Annotated in this window: 19 protein-coding genes; 11 read left to right on the plus strand and 8 right to left on the minus strand. The window is 58.3% G+C overall.

Going from position 1 to position 19,425, the window contains the following annotated elements:
* Positions 1-23: 23 nt before the first annotated feature.
* Positions 24-347 carry a ferredoxin FdxA gene (gene fdxA / locus ODQ19_RS00380; RefSeq protein ID WP_003208688.1) on the plus strand — a complete coding sequence of 108 codons (324 nt, stop codon included), beginning with the start codon at positions 24-26 and terminating at the stop codon, positions 345-347.
* 521 nt (positions 348-868) lie between these two features.
* On the opposite strand, the gene apbC is transcribed toward fdxA, so the two are convergent.
* Positions 869-1,963: an iron-sulfur cluster carrier protein ApbC gene (gene apbC / locus ODQ19_RS00385; RefSeq protein ID WP_330209049.1), complete on the minus strand. Its 1,095-nt coding sequence runs from the start codon at positions 1,961-1,963 to the stop codon at positions 869-871.
* A gap of 172 nt (positions 1,964-2,135) precedes the next feature.
* Here apbC and metG point away from each other — a divergent pair, with 172 nt between their 5' ends.
* From metG to ODQ19_RS00405, 4 genes are all read left to right on the plus strand, one after another.
* Complete coding sequence (metG, locus tag ODQ19_RS00390; protein ID WP_116667828.1) at positions 2,136-4,187, plus strand: methionine--tRNA ligase; 2,052 nt, start codon at positions 2,136-2,138, stop codon at positions 4,185-4,187.
* A gap of 87 nt (positions 4,188-4,274) precedes the next feature.
* Positions 4,275-5,243, plus strand: a complete 969-nt coding sequence (gene rsxB, locus ODQ19_RS00395; protein ID WP_330209050.1) for an electron transport complex subunit RsxB — start codon at positions 4,275-4,277, stop codon at positions 5,241-5,243.
* Between the two features lie 60 nt (positions 5,244-5,303).
* Complete coding sequence (nth, locus tag ODQ19_RS00400) at positions 5,304-5,942, plus strand: endonuclease III (RefSeq protein ID WP_116667826.1); 639 nt, start codon at positions 5,304-5,306, stop codon at positions 5,940-5,942.
* 107 nt (positions 5,943-6,049) lie between these two features.
* Positions 6,050-6,232, plus strand: coding sequence for a PA3496 family putative envelope integrity protein (locus ODQ19_RS00405; protein WP_014717144.1), 183 nt, complete (start codon positions 6,050-6,052; stop codon positions 6,230-6,232).
* Between the two features lie 83 nt (positions 6,233-6,315).
* Here ODQ19_RS00405 and ODQ19_RS00410 read toward each other — a convergent pair whose 3' ends face one another.
* The 3 genes from ODQ19_RS00410 to ODQ19_RS00420 all read right to left on the minus strand — a co-directional run bounded on the left by ODQ19_RS00410 (position 6,316) and on the right by ODQ19_RS00420 (position 9,816).
* The gene (locus ODQ19_RS00410; protein ID WP_003188986.1) at positions 6,316-6,948 is read right to left on the minus strand and encodes a response regulator transcription factor; all 633 of its coding nucleotides are present in this window, start codon (positions 6,946-6,948) and stop codon (positions 6,316-6,318) included.
* 613 nt (positions 6,949-7,561) lie between these two features.
* Entirely contained in the window at positions 7,562-8,779 is a 1,218-nt protein-coding gene (locus ODQ19_RS00415) for an argininosuccinate synthase (protein ID WP_330209051.1), read from the minus strand.
* 128 nt (positions 8,780-8,907) lie between these two features.
* Positions 8,908-9,816 (minus strand): flagellar protein MotY, encoded by a 909-nt coding sequence (locus tag ODQ19_RS00420; RefSeq protein WP_116667825.1) that lies wholly within the window; start codon positions 9,814-9,816, stop codon positions 8,908-8,910.
* Positions 9,817-9,973: 157 nt separating this feature from the next.
* Here ODQ19_RS00420 and pyrC point away from each other — a divergent pair, with 157 nt between their 5' ends.
* Positions 9,974-11,020 carry a dihydroorotase gene (gene pyrC / locus ODQ19_RS00425; protein ID WP_116667824.1) on the plus strand — a complete coding sequence of 349 codons (1,047 nt, stop codon included), beginning with the start codon at positions 9,974-9,976 and terminating at the stop codon, positions 11,018-11,020.
* Positions 11,017-11,688 (plus strand): ribonuclease T, encoded by a 672-nt coding sequence (rnt, locus tag ODQ19_RS00430; RefSeq protein WP_003188980.1) that lies wholly within the window; start codon positions 11,017-11,019, stop codon positions 11,686-11,688. Before pyrC ends, rnt begins: the two co-directional genes overlap by 4 nt.
* Before the next feature lie 65 nt (positions 11,689-11,753).
* On the opposite strand, the gene ODQ19_RS00435 is transcribed toward rnt, so the two are convergent.
* Positions 11,754-12,356: a peroxiredoxin gene (locus ODQ19_RS00435; protein WP_003172097.1), complete on the minus strand. Its 603-nt coding sequence runs from the start codon at positions 12,354-12,356 to the stop codon at positions 11,754-11,756.
* A gap of 243 nt (positions 12,357-12,599) precedes the next feature.
* Here ODQ19_RS00435 and ODQ19_RS00440 point away from each other — a divergent pair, with 243 nt between their 5' ends.
* Positions 12,600-12,818 carry a bacterioferritin-associated ferredoxin gene (locus ODQ19_RS00440; protein ID WP_003188977.1) on the plus strand — a complete coding sequence of 73 codons (219 nt, stop codon included), beginning with the start codon at positions 12,600-12,602 and terminating at the stop codon, positions 12,816-12,818.
* Positions 12,819-13,019: 201 nt separating this feature from the next.
* Positions 13,020-13,490, plus strand: a complete 471-nt coding sequence (gene bfr, locus ODQ19_RS00445) for a bacterioferritin (RefSeq protein ID WP_012722487.1) — start codon at positions 13,020-13,022, stop codon at positions 13,488-13,490.
* A 177-nt stretch (positions 13,491-13,667) separates the two neighbouring features.
* Here bfr and grxD read toward each other — a convergent pair whose 3' ends face one another.
* A complete protein-coding gene (gene grxD, locus ODQ19_RS00450) occupies positions 13,668-14,006 on the minus strand; it encodes a Grx4 family monothiol glutaredoxin (protein WP_034126465.1) in 339 nt (112 codons plus the stop codon).
* Positions 14,007-14,083: 77 nt separating this feature from the next.
* Entirely contained in the window at positions 14,084-16,192 is a 2,109-nt protein-coding gene (locus tag ODQ19_RS00455) for a molybdopterin oxidoreductase family protein (protein WP_330209052.1), read from the minus strand.
* A gap of 434 nt (positions 16,193-16,626) precedes the next feature.
* Here ODQ19_RS00455 and argF point away from each other — a divergent pair, with 434 nt between their 5' ends.
* Both argF and ODQ19_RS00465 read left to right on the plus strand, forming a co-directional pair.
* Positions 16,627-17,547: an ornithine carbamoyltransferase gene (argF, locus tag ODQ19_RS00460; RefSeq protein WP_003188973.1), complete on the plus strand. Its 921-nt coding sequence runs from the start codon at positions 16,627-16,629 to the stop codon at positions 17,545-17,547.
* Positions 17,544-18,653 carry an ABC transporter ATP-binding protein gene (locus ODQ19_RS00465; protein ID WP_330209053.1) on the plus strand — a complete coding sequence of 370 codons (1,110 nt, stop codon included), beginning with the start codon at positions 17,544-17,546 and terminating at the stop codon, positions 18,651-18,653. The genes argF and ODQ19_RS00465 overlap by 4 nt, the downstream gene beginning before the upstream one ends.
* A 134-nt stretch (positions 18,654-18,787) precedes the next feature.
* On the opposite strand, the gene ybaK is transcribed toward ODQ19_RS00465, so the two are convergent.
* On the minus strand, positions 18,788-19,258 hold the full coding sequence (ybaK, locus tag ODQ19_RS00470) for a Cys-tRNA(Pro) deacylase (RefSeq protein WP_330209054.1): 471 nt from the start codon (positions 19,256-19,258) through the stop codon (positions 18,788-18,790).
* Positions 19,259-19,425: the final 167 nt, after the last annotated feature.

Raw genomic sequence — 19,425 nt, forward strand, 5'->3', positions numbered from 1 at the left:
GCCGCCTGAGGAGAAAATTAGAAATGACCTTCGTCGTCACCGACAACTGCATCAAGTGCAAGTACACCGACTGCGTAGAAGTCTGTCCGGTGGACTGCTTCTACGAAGGCCCGAATTTCCTGGTTATCCACCCGGATGAGTGCATCGACTGCGCCCTGTGTGAACCAGAATGCCCGGCCGTCGCGATTTTTTCCGAGGACGAAGTGCCTGCGGAGATGCAGGAGTTTATTCAGCTGAACGTCGAGTTGGCGGAAATCTGGCCGAATATCACCGAGCGCAAAGACCCGATGCCCGATGCAGCGGAGTGGGATGGCAAGAAAGGTAAGATTGCAGACCTCGAACGCTGATAGCGTCGTCGCCCCCAAAAGGCCCCTTGCGGGCCTTTTTGCGTTTCTGAAGGGAGCGTTTTACTTTTCTACAGGCGAAAAAAGGGGCGGTATGACCCGCCCACATTTTTTCCCTAGTCCCTGTATTCCTTTTCATCATCCTGATGAATCGCATCCTGCGACGTTCCTTCAAACCATCGTTCCTTGATAGCTGTGCCAATCCGTGGACACAGGGCTGATGTTAGAGCGTTCCGAGGGAAGTTCAACGCGATCCCCACGGCGGGCTGACAAACTTTGCCGCTCGCCAGTATGAAAATAATCGTTATTTTTCAAAAAGATAGATAATAGCTTCGTCGATTCAAGACGTACGCAACCGCTAAAAAAACCAAACACTTACGAAAAAGTAAGCGAATGCTTACACGCGCATTGCGTAAAGTAGCAACAAGCCCTATTGGCGCCCCACCTGTAGGAGCGAGCTTGCTCGCGAAAAACCCGAGAGCCACACTGGGCGTCAGGCTTTTCGCGTAACCGTTAAAGCCTAATCAATCGTCGCTCACGGTAATGGTCGGCATCGCCGGCGCCGTCGCTTCCTGCAAAACAATCCGCGCACCGACATGACGGGCCAATTCCTGATAGATCATCGCGATCTGCCCATCAGCCTCTGCCGCGACGGTAGGTTTGCCACCATCGGCCTGCTCGCGAATCTCCATCGCCAATGGCAACGATGCCAGCAGTTCAACGCAATACTGGGTAGCGAGCTTCTCGCCCCCGCCCTCACCGAATAGATGCTCGGCATGCCCGCAGTTGGAACAGATGTGCACCGCCATGTTTTCCACCACGCCCAGCACCGGGATGTTGACCTTGCGGAACATCTCCACACCTTTCCTGGCGTCGAGCAGCGCCAGGTCCTGGGGCGTGGTGACGATCACCGCACCGGCCACCGGGACTTTCTGCGCCAGGGTCAACTGGATATCGCCGGTGCCTGGCGGCATGTCGATCACCAGGTAGTCGAGGTCGCCCCAAGCTGTTTGTGTGACCAATTGCAGCAACGCACCGGAGACCATCGGCCCGCGCCAGACCATCGGCGTGTTGTCATCGGTGAGAAACGCCATGGACATCACTTCCACACCCAGCGACTCGATCGGTACAAACCATTTCTGATCCTTGACCTTCGGTCGTGTGCCTTCGGCTATGCCGAACATCACGCCCTGGCTCGGCCCGTAGATATCGGCATCGAGAATGCCCACGCGCGCCCCTTCCCGGGCCAGGGCCAGGGCCAGGTTGGCCGCCGTGGTGGATTTACCCACGCCGCCCTTGCCGGACGCCACCGCCACCACATTCTTGACGTTGGCCAGGCCCGGGATCTGCGCCTGGGCCTTGTGCGGCGCGATCACGCATTGGATATCGACCTTGGCCGAACCCACACCGTCGAGGCCCTCGATAGCCATTTGCAGCATCTGCGCCCAACCGCTTTTGAACAAACCCGCGGCATAACCCAGTTGCAACTGCACCGACACCTGGTCGCCCTGGACCTCGATGGCACGCACACAGCCGGCACTGACCGGGTCCTGGTTCAAATAAGGGTCGGTGTACTGGCGAAGAACGGCTTCCACCGCTGCGCGATTGACGGCGCTCATGGGCTACTCCCGAAAAAAGACTGACTGAAACAGGCGGCTATCCTAACCGTTCCAGCCGCCGAACGGCATGCTTTCGAAGGTGCGCAAGATACTGAAACAGCGTCACGGGGTGAAATAAATTTCCCGGCGCTTTATAGTGGCCGACCTCCGTTTCATCAAGTAGCCGAGCCCCATGTCCGAGCCACGCAAGATCCTCGTCACCAGCGCCCTGCCCTATGCCAATGGTTCGATCCATCTTGGCCATATGCTTGAGTACATCCAGACCGATATGTGGGTGCGCTTCCAGAAGCATCGCGGCAATCAATGCATTTATGTCTGCGCGGACGACGCCCACGGTTCGGCCATCATGTTGCGCGCCGAAAAGGAAGGCATCACCCCGGAACAACTGATCGCCAATGTGCAGGCTGAACACAGCGCCGACTTTGCCGAGTTCCTGGTGGACTTCGACAATTTCCACTCGACCCACTCCGAAGAAAACCGCGAGCTGTCGAGCCAGATCTACCTGCGGTTGAAGGAAGCCGGGCACATCGACCAACGTTCGGTGACCCAGTATTTCGACCCGGAAAAGAAAATGTTCCTGGCCGACCGTTTCATCAAGGGCACCTGCCCGAAATGCGGCACCGAAGACCAGTACGGCGACAACTGCGAAAAATGCGGCGCGACCTACGCACCGACCGACTTGAAGGATCCCAAGTCAGCGATCTCCGGCGCCACTCCGGTGCTCAAGGACTCGCAGCACTTCTTCTTCAAGCTCCCGGATTTCCAGCAAATGCTGCAAACCTGGACGCGTAGCGGCACCTTGCAGGACGCTGTGGCCAACAAACTCTCCGAATGGCTCGACAGTGGCCTGCAGCAGTGGGACATCTCCCGCGACGCGCCGTACTTCGGCTTCGAGATTCCGGGCGAGCCGGGTAAGTATTTTTATGTATGGCTGGACGCGCCGATCGGCTACATGGCCAGCTTCAAGAACCTGTGCGATCGCACCCCGGAGTTGGACTTCGACGCGTTCTGGGGCAAGGACTCCACCGCCGAGCTGTACCACTTCATCGGCAAGGACATCGTCAACTTCCACGCGCTGTTCTGGCCGGCAATGCTTGAAGGCTCGGGCTACCGCAAGCCGACCGGCATCGCCGTGCACGGCTACCTGACGGTCAACGGCCAGAAAATGTCCAAGTCCCGTGGCACCTTTATCAAGGCGCGCACCTACCTGGACCACCTGTCGCCGGAATACCTGCGCTATTACTACGCGTCCAAGCTGGGCCGTGGTGTGGACGACTTGGACCTGAACCTGGAAGACTTCGTACAGAAGGTCAACTCGGATCTGGTGGGCAAAGTCGTCAACATCGCCAGCCGTTGCGCCGGGTTTATCCACAAGGGCAACGCCGGTGTACTGGTAGCCGAGAACGCCGCACCGGAGTTGACCGACGCCTTCCTGGCCGCCGCGCCAAGCATCGCCGACGCCTATGAGGCCCGCGACTTTGCCCGTGCCATGCGCGAGATCATGGGGCTGGCCGACCGTGCCAACGCCTGGATCGCCGACAAGGCACCCTGGTCGCTGAACAAGCAGGAAGGCAAGGAAGCTGAAGTCCAGGCGATCTGCGCCACCGGGGTCAACCTGTTCCGCCAGTTGGTGATCTTCCTCAAGCCGGTGCTGCCATTGCTGGCCGCCGATGCCGAGGCGTTCCTCAACGTGGCGCCGTTGAGCTGGAACGATCACACCACCTTGCTCGGTAATCATCAGTTGAACGCGTTCAAGCCCTTGATGACCCGGATTGACCCGGTAAAAGTCCAGGCCATGACCGACGCTTCGAAAGAAGACCTGGTGGCCAGCCAGACCGATACCGGCCAATCCGCGCCGGCGGGCAATGGCGAGCTGGCGAAGGACCCGATTTCCCCGGAAATCGATTTCGACGCCTTTGCCGCCGTGGACCTGCGTGTGGCACTGATCATCAAAGCCGAAGCTGTGGAAGGTGCCGACAAGCTGCTGCGCCTGACGCTGGATATCGGCGACGAACGGCGCAACGTGTTTTCCGGCATCAAGAGCGCTTACCCGGACCCATCCAAGCTCGATGGTCGCCTGACCATGATGATCGCCAACCTCAAGCCGCGGAAAATGAAGTTTGGCATTTCCGAAGGCATGGTGATGGCGGCTGGCCCTGGCGGCGAAGAAATCTACCTGCTGAGCCCGGACAGCGGCGCCAAGCCGGGCCAACGCATCAAGTAACCTCTGCAAAATGCCCCGCTGTTGCTACGGCGGGGCTTCTCAGCTTGCCCTCCTCCCTGGGCCGGGCGTCAACGCTATGATTACAGCATGAACCTCATTCAACGTATCGATGCGCTGCTGCCGCAGACTCAATGCGGCAAGTGCGGGCACCCGGGTTGCAAACCTTACGCAGAAGGCATCGCTAAAGGCGAAGCCATCAACAAGTGCCCGCCCGGCGGGCAGGAAACCATCGTCGGGCTTGCACAACTGCTGCGCCTGCCGGTACTGGACCTGGACACCAGCCGTGGAGATGCGCCTGCGCAAGTCGCCTATATCCGCGAGGCCGAATGCATCGGTTGTACCAAATGCATCCAGGCCTGCCCGGTGGATGCCATTGTGGGTGCCGCCAAGCTGATGCACACCGTGATTGTCGACGAGTGCACCGGTTGTGACCTGTGTGTTGCGCCCTGCCCTGTCGACTGTATCGAGATGCGTCCGCTTGCTGACGTTCTGCCTATCGTCGGTGACTTGGCCAGCAACGATGATGAACGGCGTGCACGCGACTTCAAACGCAACCGGGCGCGGCGGCGCTTCGAACAACGTAACGCCCGCCTGCAACATGAAGAAACTTGCAAGCTCGCCGAACGCCTGGCACGAGCCAAGCGCACAGCGCCGATGGAGGTGGCACCGGTCGATCACCCTCAGGCTGCTCAGGACGCCGCGATCAAGCAGGCCAAAAGCAGCGTCGCCATGAGTCGCGCTCAGTTGCACAAATCCTTGAAAGCGTTTGGGCATCCGCCGACCTTTGAGCAACAGTCGCAATTGATTATGCTGCAGCGACAGTTCGAGGCATCCGAGCAGGCGCTTGCCGCACTGGAGGCCAACAGCTCACCGCAGCCACCAAAGACGGCCACTAAAAGCGCCGAGTTCAAGCGCGCAAAAATCCAGCTGGCCATGCGCCGTGCAGCGTTGAAAAAGGCTCAGGATCACCATGCTGACGAGCATCAATTGGCAACCTTGAAAGCCGCATTGAATGCCGCCGAGCAAACGCTGCAAGATGCCGAGGCCAACGGCTGACCCACTGCGCTGTGTATTGCTAACATCACGCCGACCGCCTGCAAGGAAACGTCTGTCCCTATGAATGCCGCAAAACGCCTGGAAATCTTCCGCAGGTTTCACGAAGACAATCCGGAACCGAAAACCGAACTGGCCTACTCCTCATCGTTCGAATTACTGATTGCGGTGATCCTTTCGGCTCAATCCACGGACGTTGGCGTTAACAAGGCCACGGCGAAGTTGTACCCCGTGGCCAATACACCTGCCGCGATTTACGCCCTGGGTGTGGAAGGCCTGTCCGAATACATCAAGACAATCGGCTTATATAACAGCAAGGCCAAGAACGTGATCGAGACATGCCGCCTGCTGTTGGAGCTGCATGGAGGCGAGGTACCACAAACCCGCGAAGCCCTCGAAGCCTTGCCAGGCGTGGGCCGCAAAACCGCGAACGTGGTGCTCAATACGGCGTTTCGGCAGTTGACCATGGCGGTGGACACGCACATTTTCCGCGTCAGCAACCGAACCGGCATTGCACGGGGCAAGAATGTGGTTGAGGTGGAAAAGCAGTTGATGAAGTTCGTGCCCAAGCCCTATTTGCTCGACTCCCACCATTGGCTGATCCTGCACGGACGCTACGTTTGCCAGGCCCGCAAGCCGCGCTGCGGCAGCTGCCGTATCGAAGACTTGTGCGAATACAAGGACAAGACCTCCGACGATTGAGCGATCATTGGTTTTTGTGATCAGGCGATTGAAAAAATCTTTTTTACCCGTTCGCGGATTATCGCTATAAGGAGCCCCAACGGCAGTCTTAGCCTGGAGTTGACCTTATGAGCGCTGGCAACGAACAACTGGAAGTGGAAGACGACCTCGTTGAGTCGGATGACGATGTGGTAGAGGCACCTGTGGCAGAGGTGGCCAAGACCAATTTAAGCAAACGCCGCACTATCGACAATCTTCTGGAAGAGCGACGCTTGCAAAAACAGCTGGCCGATTACGACTTCGATCTCTGATCGAGCCGTTGACGGCCGGAAGCCTCCCTGACGGAGGCTTTTTTCTGCCGGTTACACGGGTATTCAAGGGGGGCAATATCCTCCTAGACCAGGCCGTTGCGCTGGGCCAGTTCGATCAGGTCCACGAGGGACCTGGCATTGAGCTTGAGCAGCAAGCGCGTCTTGTAGGTACTGACGGTTTTGTTGCTGAGGAACATGCCATCGGCAATCTCCTTGTTGGTTTTGCCACGGGCCAGTTGCTGCAGCACCATCATCTCCCGCCCCGATAAGCGTTCGACCATGTCAGCTTCACTGGCATTGCCCATGGTTGACCGCACTGAGTTGAGCGCCTGGTTCGGGAAATAGCTATAGCCGGAAAGCACCGCCTTGATAGCACTGAGCAACTCTGTCAGATCCTGCTGCTTGCACACATAGCCGGCGGCACCCGCCTGCATGCAGCGCATGGAAAAATGGCCGGGAGCCTGGGACGTCAGCACCAGCACCTTGAACGAGACGGCTTGCTTGGTCGAAGCCAGCCGACAAATAACTTCCAAGCCGTCAAGCTTGGGAATTCCGATATCCAGTATCACAATATCCGGCATGTGTTCCCGTGCAAGTTGCAACGCATCGACACCGTTATCAGTCTCGGCAACGACCTCATAACCATGACGCTCCATTAGCATGCGCACAGCAAGACGAATGACGGGATGATCATCCACGATCAGCACTTTATTCATGAGAAAGTCCAATTTCGCTGTTCGAATTATTTAGAGCAAACACAATAGCCTAGTCGATTACTAGTTGGCATAGCATTCCACCCCGAGCAAGAGCAGGCAGAGACCCAACCCACAAGAAGATAGGAATTAACCTACAAAAATTCGCCAACTTAGATGCATGTAGCTTTATGGTTGCTTTCAGACCTTTCTCGGCGCGCACATATTTTGAGTGAAATGTCTGGGGCATGCGCCCCTGATGGTAAACGTGCCGCACAAGACTTTCAGGAAATGCCCCTTGCTTGTCGCAATGACGCCCGCAAACCGAGCAGGAAAAACCGTCCGCATTAGTTCCATTTAACATATTTAAACACTTCCATAATTCCTACAGAAAATTCAACAACTAACATCTCCATTGCAACTACATGAGTGAATTTTCTGTCAGACATAGTTCCTCCTCAGATGTAAAAAATCATTCAACCTTAAAAACAAAAAGATAAAACCGGAAAATAATTGCGCAAGTTACGAAAAAACCTTAAACGCACGCTAAACGCTAATAAACAGCGCGGCATCTAAAATCCAGGCAAAAAAAATGGCCCCTTGCATAAGGGGCCATTTTTCACGACAGGCGCACGGTTCAGAACAACGAGCGGCCCTTGTTGGCAGCAATGCGCATGCGCAGTGCGTTCAACTTGATGAAGCCTGCCGCGTCCGCCTGATTGTAGGCCCCGCCGTCTTCCTCGAAGGTGGCGATGTTGGAGTCAAACAGCGACTCATCGGATTTGCGGCCGGTGACGATCACGTTGCCCTTGTAAAGCTTCAGGCGCACAACACCGTTCACATAAGCCTGGGAGGCGTCGATCATCTGTTGCAGCATCAGACGCTCAGGGCTCCACCAGTAACCGGTGTAGATCAGGCTGGCGTACTTGGGCATCAGCTCGTCTTTAAGGTGAGCGACTTCGCGGTCCAGGGTGATGGATTCGATGGCGCGGTGAGCGCGCAGCATGATGGTGCCACCTGGGGTTTCGTAGCAGCCACGGGACTTCATGCCCACGTAACGGTTCTCGACGATGTCGAGACGGCCGATACCATGCTGGCCACCGATCCGGTTCAGGGTCGCCAATACGGTGGCCGGGGTCATTTCAACGCCGTCCAGCGCAACGATGTCGCCGTTGCGGTAAGTCAGTTCCAGGTATTGCGCCTTGTCTGGAGCGTTCTCCGGGGAGACCGTCCATTTCCACATATCTTCTTCGTGCTCGGTCCAGGTGTCTTCCAGCACGCCGCCTTCATAGGAGATGTGCAGCAGGTTGGCGTCCATCGAGTACGGCGATTTCTTCTTGCCATGGCGCTCGATCGGGATGGCGTGCTTTTCAGCGTAATCCATCAGCTTTTCACGGGACAACAGGTCCCATTCACGCCACGGCGCAATGACTTTCACCCCTGGCTTGAGTGCGTAGGCACCCAGTTCGAAACGGACCTGGTCGTTGCCCTTGCCGGTGGCGCCATGGGAAATGGCGTCGGCGCCGGTTTCGTTGGCGATCTCGATCAGGCGCTTGGCGATCAGTGGACGTGCGATGGAGGTACCCAGCAGGTACTCACCTTCGTAGACAGTGTTGGCGCGAAACATCGGGAAGACGAAATCGCGGACGAACTCTTCGCGCAGGTCGTCAATGTAGATCTCTTTCACGCCCATGGCTTGCGCCTTGGCACGTGCAGGTTCGACCTCTTCACCCTGACCCAGGTCAGCGGTGAAGGTCACCACTTCACAGTTATAAGTATCCTGCAGCCACTTGAGGATCACCGAAGTGTCCAGGCCGCCGGAATACGCGAGAACGACCTTGTTTACGTCGGCCATGCCATCACTCCACGGGGTTGTACGGAAAGGCGACGATTCTACCGATCAAAACCGTGAAATTACAGGGGCGCGACAGCAAATGAAGATAAAGCGACAGATTATGTCGAGTGGGCGACCGATGGTCGCCCTTATGAGGTAGCCGCCGGGTTGCTCGGCGTAGTGGCCTGGGGCGCAGGTTTCTCAGGGGCAGCCACGCGCTCAAGCTGAATATTCACACGGCGATTACGCGCGCGGTTGGCGGCATTGGTGTTGGGCGCCAAGGGGTAGCTTTCGCCATGGAAGCGCATCGTGATCTGCGATTCCTGGATGCCGTTGGCCTTGAAGTAGTCCATCACCGCCAGGGCGCGGCGGCGTGAAACGTCGCGGTTGGTCAGGCGGTTGCCACTGTTGTCCGAATGGCCGTTCAACTCGACATGGTTGACCGTAGGATCGGCCTTCATGAACGCCAGGATCACGGACAACTTCTTCTTGGCCGCCGCGTCCAGCTCAATGCCGCCGCCGGGAAAGCCCACTTCGGTCTGTTTGACCTGGTCGTAATTCATGGGCAGCAGCTTGGTGGTGCACAGCTGATAATCGCTGTAGGCCTTGTTGAACTTCACGGGCAGCAGGCGAATTTCCGAGTAACCGCCTTCACGCCCGTAATGCCGCACGGTGGGGCTGCGCCCTTCAAGCAAGCCCGTGAACAGGCGACCGGCCTGGGCCTGGGAGCTATTGAACAAAACGTCGCCGCTGCCGACACGCACGGCCCCAAGGTTGATATCACCTCGGCCCGGCTGCCACGGTGCGGCAGCGGCCAACAGGGTTGCCGAGCCAGCGCCGAGGCTGCTGCCATAGGTTTTCAGACGAAACGTCGCCTGCTCGCCGGCCCGGCGTACGAATTCACCGGAACCGAAATCGGTGATCGGCTGGGTCAGGCGGCACTCGAACTGGTCGCCCTCTACCTTCCACTCAATATTCTCCAGGCGTGTCTGGAACGTGAGGGCCGCCGCAGGCAGGCTGGCGAACACACTGAGCAGGGCTAGATAATGCTGGCGCACGGGAGGCTCCACTGGTTTCTACAACACTTCACAGCGTCATACATCGTTAAGGCATACCCCCCTGCTATCGGTCGCATCCTGCAAAACTTGATAGCGAGTGCCTGCAAGTGTCTTTTCCGGTAGCATCCCCACCAGATTGACCCGCCTGGAATCCCCAATGTCCGACCGCCTGACCCTGCTGCGTCCCGACGACTGGCATATTCATCTTCGCGATGGTGCTGCGTTACCTCAAACCGTGGCCGATGTCGCGCGCACGTTTGGCCGCGCCATCATCATGCCTAACCTCGTACCTCCGGTGCGCAATGCCGCAGAAGCCGACGCCTACCGCCAGCGCATCCTCGCTGCGCGACCGGCCGGCAGCCGCTTCGAACCGTTGATGGTGCTCTACCTGACCGACCGCACCCAGCCTGAAGAAATCCGTGAAGCCAAGGCCAGCGGTTATGTGCACGCCGCCAAGCTGTACCCGGCAGGCGCGACCACCAACTCCGATTCCGGTGTAACCAGTATCGATAAGATCCTGCCGGCGATCGAAGCCATGGCGGAGGTCGGCATGCCATTGCTGATCCACGGGGAAGTCACCCGTGGCGATGTGGACGTGTTCGATCGCGAAAAAATCTTCATCGATGAACACATGCGTCGTGTGGTCGAGCTGTTCCCCACGCTCAAGGTGGTGTTTGAACACATCACCACTGCCGATGCGGTGCAGTTCGTCAGCGAGGCGTCGGCCAACGTTGGCGCGACCATCACGGCCCATCACCTGCTCTACAACCGCAACCACATGCTGGTGGGCGGGATTCGGCCGCACTTCTACTGCCTGCCGATCCTCAAGCGCAACACCCATCAGGTAGCCCTGCTGGATGCCGCCACCAGCGGCAGCCCGAAGTTCTTCCTCGGCACCGACTCGGCGCCCCACGCCCAGCACGCCAAGGAAGCCGCATGCGGCTGCGCCGGCTGCTACACCGCGTTTGCCGCCATCGAGTTGTACGCCGAAGCGTTTGATCAGCGTAACGCGCTGGACAAGCTCGAAGGTTTCGCCAGCCTCAACGGCCCGCGTTTCTACGGCCTGCCGGCGAATACCGACCGCATTACCCTGGTTCGTGAAGACTGGACCGCCCCTGCCAGCCTGCCGTTTGGCGAGCTGACCGTTATCCCGCTGCGCGCCGGTGAAACACTGCGCTGGCGCCTGCTGGAGGAAAGCAAGTGAGTGAAGACCATTACGACGACGAACAAGAGCACGGCGGTGGCGGCTCGCGCCATCCGATGGCCGAGCGTTTTCGCGGCTATCTGCCGGTCGTCATCGACGTAGAAACCGGTGGTTTCAACTGCGCCACCGATGCCTTGCTGGAAATTGCCGCAACCACGATCGGCATGGACGAACAGGGATTTGTGTACCCGGAACACACCCATTTCTTCCGCGTCGAGCCGTTTGAAGGCGCCAATATCGAAGCCGCTGCCCTGGAATTCACCGGGATCAAGCTCGACCACCCACTGCGCATGGCGGTAAGTGAAGAAGCGGCGCTGACCGATATCTTCCGTGGTGTGCGCAAGGCGTTGAAGGCCAATGGCTGCAAACGTGCGATCCTGGTCGGTCACAACAGCAGTTTCGACCTGGGCTTCCTGAACGCCGCCGTGGCGCGGTTGGACATGAAGCGCAACCCGTTTCATCCGTTCTCCAGTTTCGACACCGCAACGCTTGCCGGCCTGGCCTACGGTCAGACCGTTCTGGCCAAAGCCTGCCAGGCAGCCGGTATCGACTTTGACGGGCGTGAAGCCCACTCGGCCCGCTACGACACCGAGAAGACCGCCGAGCTGTTCTGCGGCATCGTCAATCGCTGGAAACAGATGGGCGGGTGGGAAGACTTCAACGACTGAAATCAAATCCCGCGCATAAAAAAACCGGCCTTTTCAGGCCGGTTTTTTTGTACCGTGACGTTGGCTTACAGCTTGCCAGCGTTCTCGGTGAGGTAAGCCGCAACGCCTTCTGGCGAGGCGTTCATGCCTTTGTCGCCTTTTTTCCAGTTGGCAGGGCAGACTTCGCCGTGCTCTTCGTGGAATTGCAGCGCGTCGACCAGGCGGATGAGCTCTTCCATGTTACGGCCCAGCGGCAGGTCGTTGATGATCTGCGAGCGCACAACGCCCTTGTCATCGATCAGGAATGCGCCACGGAACGCCACGCCGCCTTCGGACTCAACGTCGTAGGCCTTGGCGATGTCGTGCTTCATGTCGGCAGCCATGGTGTATTTGACTTTACCGATGCCGCCGTCATTGATGGCGGTGTTGCGCCAGGCGTTGTGGGTGAAATGGGAGTCGATGGAAACCGCGACCACTTCAACGTTGCGCGCCTTGAAATCGTCCATGCGGTGGTCCAGGGCGATCAGCTCCGAAGGGCAGACGAAGGTGAAATCCAGCGGGTAGAAGAACACCAGGCCGTATTTGCCTTTGATGGCTTCAGACAGTTTGAAGCTGTCAACGATTTCGCCATTGCCGAGCACGGCTGGTACGTCGAAATCCGGGGCTTGTTTACCGACGAGTACGCTCATTGGATATCTCCTGATGTGGGGGTGACGATTGAAGTAAAAGGACAGGTCGAGTCTGCCGGGGAAAATCGACAGAAACATGACGCAATCGCGCTTCGTAAAGACCGACCATCATACACCGAAAAAACCGTTCGTCAGCGCATGGGCAATGTGCGCGGGATCGGGGATGAAACTATTTTGACAATCATTCTCGTTAACATTAAGATCCATCGCACTTAAGCCTTAAACCCGCGACGGTTCTCACTTATGTATGTCTGCCTCTGCACTGGCGTCACCGACGGACAAATCCGCGAAGCAATCTACGAAGGTTGCTGCAGCTATAAGGAAGTACGTGAAACCACCGGCGTTGCCAGCCAGTGTGGCAAATGTGCCTGCCTGGCCAAGCAAGTGGTACGGGAAACCCTGACGCAACTGCAGACAGCCCAGGCCGCGCTCCCCTACCCAGCAGAATTTAAACACGCCTGAATAGGCATGTTTTGAAGAACCGGACCTAGTGTTCGGTTTTTTTATGCCATTAATTCAAATAGTTAGCGCCAAGACGCGGAACACAAACATTCTTATTCCGATTAATTTTCATTTATTATTCAATAACTTAGGTTTGACACTAAGATTTTCACCGCTCAGACTCCGCCCTATACACAGCTATTACAGGGCAGGACCCCAGTCATGAAAGGCGACATCTCAGTCATCCAGCAACTCAACAAAATCCTTGCCAATGAACTGGTCGCGATCAATCAGTACTTTCTGCATGCGCGCATGTACGACGATTGGGGCCTGGAAAAGCTCGGCAAGCGTGAATACAAGGAGTCGATCAAGGCCATGAAGGACGCCGACGCGCTGATCAAGCGCATCCTGTTCCTGGAAGGCCTGCCGAACGTGCAGGACCTGGGCAAGCTGAACATCGGCGAGCACACCCAGGAAATGATCAGCAGCGACCTGGGCTTTGAGCGCAAGAGCCACAGTGACCTGAAGGCCGCTATCGCTCACTGCGAAACCAAGGGCGATTTCGGCAGCCGTGAACTGCTGGAAGATATCCTGGAAGATCAGGAAGAGCATATCGACTGGCTGGAAACCCAACTGGGCCTGATCGACAAGGTCAGCCTGGAGAACTACCTGCAATCGCAGATGGGCGAATAACTGCGCTTGCTATCACTGTAGGAGCGAGCTTGCTCGCGAAGGACTCCCAGGCAACGCGTTAAACCAGGCGCGCTGCGTTATCGTTGACGCTCTTCGCGAGCAAGCTCGCTCCTACAGAAAAGCTCAAAAAAAGCCCCGCTCTCTTGTGAGAAGCGGGGCTTTTTTATTGCTCGCCAATTAGGCGTCAGTCTTGGCCGCTGCTTTTTCCGCTGCGTCCTTGATCAGCGCTTGCAGGGAACCATCCGCTGCCATCTCGGTGATGATGTCGCTACCGCCAACCAGCTCACCGGCTACCCACAACTGCGGGAAAGTCGGCCAGTTGGCGTACTTTGGCAGGTTGGCGCGAATTTCAGGGTTTTGCAGGATATCCACGTAAGCGAACTTCTCGCCACATGCCATCACGGCCTGGGACGCTTTCGCGGAGAAACCGCACTGAGGCGCGTTTGGAGCGCCTTTCATGTAAAGCAGAATGGTGTTGTTGGCAATCTGCTCTTTGATCGTTTCGATGATATCCATGGAACACCTCTGCAGGAACTTTGCGACTCACGGGTCGGCACGGTGGCGCATTGTAACGCAAAAATCCAGCAGGATCCTCAGGCCGCCGCCACCTTCACCGGTACGCCGTTGAGCGCCGCATTACCCGACAACTCATCCAATTGCCGCTCGTCGGTCAAGTCATTGGCACTGGCCCCCGGCTGGCTGCTCGCGATGCTCATCTGCACGCCCGGGCGACCGTGGCCCCAGCCGTGAGGCAGGCTGACCACACCCGGCATCATGTCTGCACTGGCCACTACTTCCACTTCGATCATGCCGGTGCGCGAACTCACTCGCACCCGTTGGCCATCGCTCAACTGCCGTCTGGCCAGATCGTCGGGGTGCATCAACAGTTGATGGCGTGGCTTACCCTTCACCAGCCGGTGATAATTATGCATCCAGGAATTATTGCTACGCACATGCCGTCGCCCAATCAGCAGCAGTTCGTCGGCCACCGGCACCGGCTGCGCGGCGAAACGCGCCAGGTCTGCCAGGATCACGGCCGCTGCCGCTTGCACCTTGCCATCCGCCGTTTTCAAACGCGCCACGAGGTTGGGCTTGAGCGGTCCCAGGTCCACGCCATGGGGATGATCTGCCAGCATCGCCACCGATAGCTTATGACTGGATGCGTCACCGTAGGCACCCGCGCGCAGCCCGAAATCGATCATCTGCGCCGGCGGCAGGGTGGGTTTGAGCACCGCGCCAGTGTGCGCCGCAAATGCCTTGGCCAAGCCGACAAAGATCTCCCAGTCATGCAGCGCACCTTCCGGCTTGGGCAGGATGGCACGATTGAAGCGCGTGACATTGCGCACCGCAAACAGATTGAAGGTGGTGTCGTAATGATCGTTTTCCAGCGCCGAAGTGGAGGGCAAGATCAGGTCGGCATAACGCGTGGTCTCGTTGATATACAGGTCGATGCTGACCATGAATTCCAAGCCGTCCAGTGCTTGCTCCAATTGACGACCGTTCGGCGTGGACAGCACCGGGTTGCCGGCCACCGTCACCAAGGCGCGGATCTGCCCTTCACCCTCGGTCAGCATTTCTTCGGCCAGCGCCGACACCGGCAGTTCTCCACCGTACTCCGGGCGCCCAGACACGCGGCTCTGCCAGCGGTTGAAATGGCCGCCGCTGGTGGAGGCCACCAGGTCCACTGCCGGGCTGGTGCAGAGCGCGCCGCCGACGCGGTCCAGATTGCCGGTTACCAGGTTGATCAGTTGCACCAGCCAATGGCACAACGTGCCAAACGCTTGGGTCGAGACACCCATGCGGCCATAACAAACGGCCTTGTCAGCGCCGGCGAAGTCCCTGGCCAGCTGGCGAATCTGCTCGGCAGGCACCGCACACTGGCGGCTCATGGCCTCGGCATCGAAGCCGGCAATCGCCTTGCGTACATCATCCAGGCCTTCCACCGGCAAATGGCTGTCGCGTGTCAGCCCTTCTGTGAACAACGTGTTGAGCACCCCAAACAACAACGCCGCATCGCCGCCGGGGCGCACAAACACGTGCTGGTCTGCGATGGCTGCTGTCTCGCTGCGCCGAGGATCGACCACCACCACTTTTCCGCCCCGCGCCTGGATGGCCTTGAGGCGTTTTTCCACATCAGGCACGGTCATGATGCTGCCATTGGAGGCCAGCGGGTTGCCGCCGAGGATCAACATGAAGTCGGTCTGGTCGATGTCGGGAATGGGCAACAACAGGCCGTGGCCGTACATAAGGTGGCTGGTGAGGTGATGAGGCAGCTGGTCTACCGAGGTCGCGGAAAACCGATTGCGCGTCTTCAACAGCCCTAGAAAGTAGTTGCTGTGGGTCATCAACCCATAGTTATGCACACTGGGGTTGCCCTGATACACCGCCACCGCGTTCTGGCCGTGCCTCGCCTGAATACCAGCCAGCTGCTCGGCCACCAGGGCAAAGGCTTCATCCCAGGCAATCGGCTGCCATTCGCTGCCCACCCGCCGCATGGGTTGGTGCAGGCGGTCTGGGTCATTCTGGATATCCTGCAGGGCCACGGCCTTGGGGCAGATATGGCCGCGACTGAAACTGTCCAGAGGGTCGCCCTTGATCGAGGTGATCGCCAGGCTACCGTCTTCGGCTTGGGTGGTTTCCAGGGTGAGGCCGCAGATGGCTTCGCACAGGTGGCAGGCACGGTGATGGAGAGTCTTGGTCATGGCCAGTCTCTTTTATAGGGGCTTTGGCTCAACTATGGGCCGCGACCACCTGGGGCGCCAGCAACCTTCGCGCTGTGAATCGACGGGCATAGGCCAGGGCATGGCTAAGCATGAGCAAATGTTTCAGAAACCTTGCCCACAGGCGCTGAAACCGACGCGACCTGGCCCAAGCCCGCCCCCGCGCATTGCAAAAGGCCTGGACGCCAGTGTACAAATGGCTCGCTGCTGTCAGGAAATCGTCTTCAAACGCGCGTCAGCGCCCTGCTTGAACACCCCTAAAACCGTAGCCCCTATTGGTAAAACGCGACATTTAATGTCAATATCGCGTCTTCCCCTATTTCGTCGCCCCGTGCGGCTTTCGCCGCAGGTCTCGCCCGTTGTCGCAATAAACAAGGCTTTGAGTATCTGCGGTCTGTTGCAAAAGGTAGTTAATGATGAGCGCAAGGCACTTTCTCTCCCTGATGGATTGCACGCCCGAAGAGCTGGTCAGCGTGATCCGTCGAGGCATTGAGCTTAAAGACCTGCGTAACCGCGGTGTACTGTTTGAGCCGTTGAAAAACCGTGTGCTCGGGATGATTTTCGAAAAGTCCTCGACCCGCACGCGCCTGTCGTTCGAAGCCGGCATGATCCAACTGGGTGGCCAGGCGATCTTCCTGTCACCGCGAGACACCCAGTTGGGCCGTGGTGAGCCGATCAGCGATTGCGCCATCGTGATGTCGCGCATGCTCGATGCCGTGATGATCCGTACCTTCGCCCACAGCACCTTGACCGAATTTGCCGCCAACTCCCGTGTGCCCGTGATCAACGGCCTGTCCGATGACCTGCATCCCTGCCAGTTGCTGGCCGACATGCAAACCTTCCTCGAACACCGTGGCTCGATCCAAGGCAAGACCGTGGCCTGGATCGGCGACGGCAACAATATGTGCAACAGCTATATAGAAGCAGCGATCCAGTTCGACTTCCACCTGCGTATCGCCTGCCCTGAAGGCTACGAGCCCAGCGCCGAGTTCATGGCCAAGGCCGACGGTCGTGTGCAACTGCTGCGCGATCCAAAAGATGCAGTGGTCGGCGCTCACTTGGTCAGCACCGACGTCTGGACCTCCATGGGCCAGGAAGACGAAACCGCCAAGCGCCTGGCCCAATTCGCGCCGTTCCAAGTGACTCGCGCGTTGCTCGACCTGGCCGCGCCGGACGTGCTGTTCATGCACTGCCTACCCGCCCACCGGGGCGAAGAAATCAGCCAGGACCTGCTCGACGATCCGCGCTCAGTCGCGTGGGATCAGGCCGAGAACCGCCTGCATGCGCAAAAAGCCTTGCTCGAATTCCTCGTACCACCGTCGTACCACCACGCATGAGCCAGCCATTACTGCTGAACCTGCGCAATCTGGCATGCGGCTATCAAGACCAACGTGTGGTGCAGAACCTCAACCTGCACCTTAACGCCGGCGATATCGGTTGCCTGCTCGGCTCTTCGGGCTGCGGCAAGACCACTACCCTGCGCGCGATTGCAGGCTTTGAGCCGGTGCATGAAGGCGAAATCAGCCTGGCGGGCGACGTCATCTCCCGTGCCGGTTTCACCCTTGCGCCGGAGAAGCGTCGCATCGGCATGGTGTTCCAGGACTACGCATTGTTCCCGCACCTGAGCGTGGCTGACAACATCGCCTTTGGCATTCGCAAACACCCGCAAAAAGAGCGCGTGGTCGCCGAGTTGCTGGAACTGGTCAACTTGAAGAACCTGGGCAAGCGCTTCCCCCATGAGCTTTCCGGTGGTCAGCAACAACGCGTCGCCCTCGCCCGCGCGCTGGCGCCGGAACCGCAACTGCTGTTGCTGGATGAACCCTTTTCCAACCTCGATGGAGAACTGCGCCGCAAGCTCAGCCATGAAGTGCGCGACATCCTCAAGGCACGCGGCACCAGCGCGATCCTGGTGACCCATGATCAGGAAGAGGCCTTCGCCGTCAGCGATCACGTCGGGGTCTTCAAGGAAGGCCGGCTAGAGCAGTGGGACACGCCCTACAACCTCTATCACGAACCGCAGACGCCTTACGTCGCCAGTTTCATCGGCCAGGGTTATTTCATCCGTGGTCGGCTGAGCTCGCCGGAATCGGTCAGCACTGAACTGGGCGACCTGCGCGGCAACCGTGCCTACACCTTGCCAACCGGTGCTGCGGTGGATGTACTGCTGCGCCCGGATGACATCGTTTACGCACCGGACAGCGCGTTGAAAGCCCGGATCGTCGGCAAGACCTTCCTCGGCGCCTCAACGCTGTACCGGTTACAGCTGCCGACCGGCGCGCAATTGGAGTCGATTTTCCCCAGCCATGCCGATCACCAAGTGGGCGCAGAGGTGGGGATCCGTGTGGCGGCTGAACATTTGGTGGTGTTCCAGGCATCCGGCAGCACAGCGGCGCAGATTCCTGCTGTTGAGTCAGGCGTGCGCCGCCACAGCGTCGCTCACTGACAAAACCGGGTCAAACTGTGGGAGCTGGCTTGCCTGCGATGCAGACAACTCGGGTTATCTGGTACACCGCGTTGATGCTATCGCAGGCAAGCCAGCTCCCACATTTGATCCTCATAGACTTCAAAAAATGATTATCAGGCCCGACCGATCGGTGCGAATTTGGCCTGGGTATGTTCAGCCAACACCGCCGCTGGCAATTCAACTTCCAAGCCCCTTCTGCCCGCACTGACAAAAATCGTTGCAAAGGGTTGCGCCGTTTCATCGATAAACGTGCGCAAGCGCTTTTTCTGCCCCAACGGACTGATGCCACCCAACAGATAACCCGTGGTGCGCTGCGCCGCTGCCGGATCAGCCATTTCGACTTTCTTCACACCCGCAGCGTGAGCCAGGGCTTTCAAGTCAAGACTTCCGACGACCGGCACCACCGCCACCAACAATTCACCCTTCTCGCTGCTCGCCAACAGCGTCTTGAACACCTGGGCCGGGTCCAGGCTCAGTTTCTCCGCGGCCTCCAGCCCATACGAGGCGGCCTTGGGATCATGTTCATAACTATGCACACGATGTTCGGCGCGAACTTTTTTCAACAGGTCCAATGCAGGGGTCATAGCGGCTCCGGGCGGGCAAACTGATGGCCAATTCTAGGCCAAGCCTACCTAAAACGCTCTAGCACAGACCTATCACCGCTAAAGCAATGCGCCTTGGCCATGATCATTCACCACACCAATAGTTCGGAAATGACCAATGGTTCACTTTCGACCTTTGACAGCGGTCA

It is taken from the genome of Pseudomonas sp. AM4(2022) (genome assembly GCF_036346515.1).
Lineage (GTDB): Bacteria > Pseudomonadota > Gammaproteobacteria > Pseudomonadales > Pseudomonadaceae > Aquipseudomonas > Aquipseudomonas paracarnis.

Bases quoted from the DNA above. Each gene is read 5' to 3' on its own strand.
- ODQ19_RS00455 (WP_330209052.1), bottom strand. From the start codon at position 16,192: ATGACCAAGACTCTCCATCACCGTGCCTGCCACCTGTGCGAAGCCATC.
- ODQ19_RS00440 (WP_003188977.1), top strand. From the start codon at position 12,600: ATGTATGTCTGCCTCTGCACTGGCGTCACCGACGGACAAATCCGCGAA.
- pyrC (WP_116667824.1), top strand. From the start codon at position 9,974: ATGTCCGACCGCCTGACCCTGCTGCGTCCCGACGACTGGCATATTCAT.
- rsxB (WP_330209050.1), top strand. From the start codon at position 4,275: ATGAACCTCATTCAACGTATCGATGCGCTGCTGCCGCAGACTCAATGC.
- ODQ19_RS00435 (WP_003172097.1), bottom strand. From the start codon at position 12,356: ATGAGCGTACTCGTCGGTAAACAAGCCCCGGATTTCGACGTACCAGCC.
- fdxA (WP_003208688.1), top strand. From the start codon at position 24: ATGACCTTCGTCGTCACCGACAACTGCATCAAGTGCAAGTACACCGAC.
- bfr (WP_012722487.1), top strand. From the start codon at position 13,020: ATGAAAGGCGACATCTCAGTCATCCAGCAACTCAACAAAATCCTTGCC.
- ODQ19_RS00410 (WP_003188986.1), bottom strand. From the start codon at position 6,948: ATGAATAAAGTGCTGATCGTGGATGATCATCCCGTCATTCGTCTTGCT.
- argF (WP_003188973.1), top strand. From the start codon at position 16,627: ATGAGCGCAAGGCACTTTCTCTCCCTGATGGATTGCACGCCCGAAGAG.
- nth (WP_116667826.1), top strand. From the start codon at position 5,304: ATGAATGCCGCAAAACGCCTGGAAATCTTCCGCAGGTTTCACGAAGAC.
- ODQ19_RS00415 (WP_330209051.1), bottom strand. From the start codon at position 8,779: ATGGCCGACGTAAACAAGGTCGTTCTCGCGTATTCCGGCGGCCTGGAC.
- ODQ19_RS00405 (WP_014717144.1), top strand. From the start codon at position 6,050: ATGAGCGCTGGCAACGAACAACTGGAAGTGGAAGACGACCTCGTTGAG.
- ybaK (WP_330209054.1), bottom strand. From the start codon at position 19,258: ATGACCCCTGCATTGGACCTGTTGAAAAAAGTTCGCGCCGAACATCGT.
- ODQ19_RS00465 (WP_330209053.1), top strand. From the start codon at position 17,544: ATGAGCCAGCCATTACTGCTGAACCTGCGCAATCTGGCATGCGGCTAT.
- grxD (WP_034126465.1), bottom strand. From the start codon at position 14,006: ATGGATATCATCGAAACGATCAAAGAGCAGATTGCCAACAACACCATT.
- apbC (WP_330209049.1), bottom strand. From the start codon at position 1,963: ATGAGCGCCGTCAATCGCGCAGCGGTGGAAGCCGTTCTTCGCCAGTAC.
- metG (WP_116667828.1), top strand. From the start codon at position 2,136: ATGTCCGAGCCACGCAAGATCCTCGTCACCAGCGCCCTGCCCTATGCC.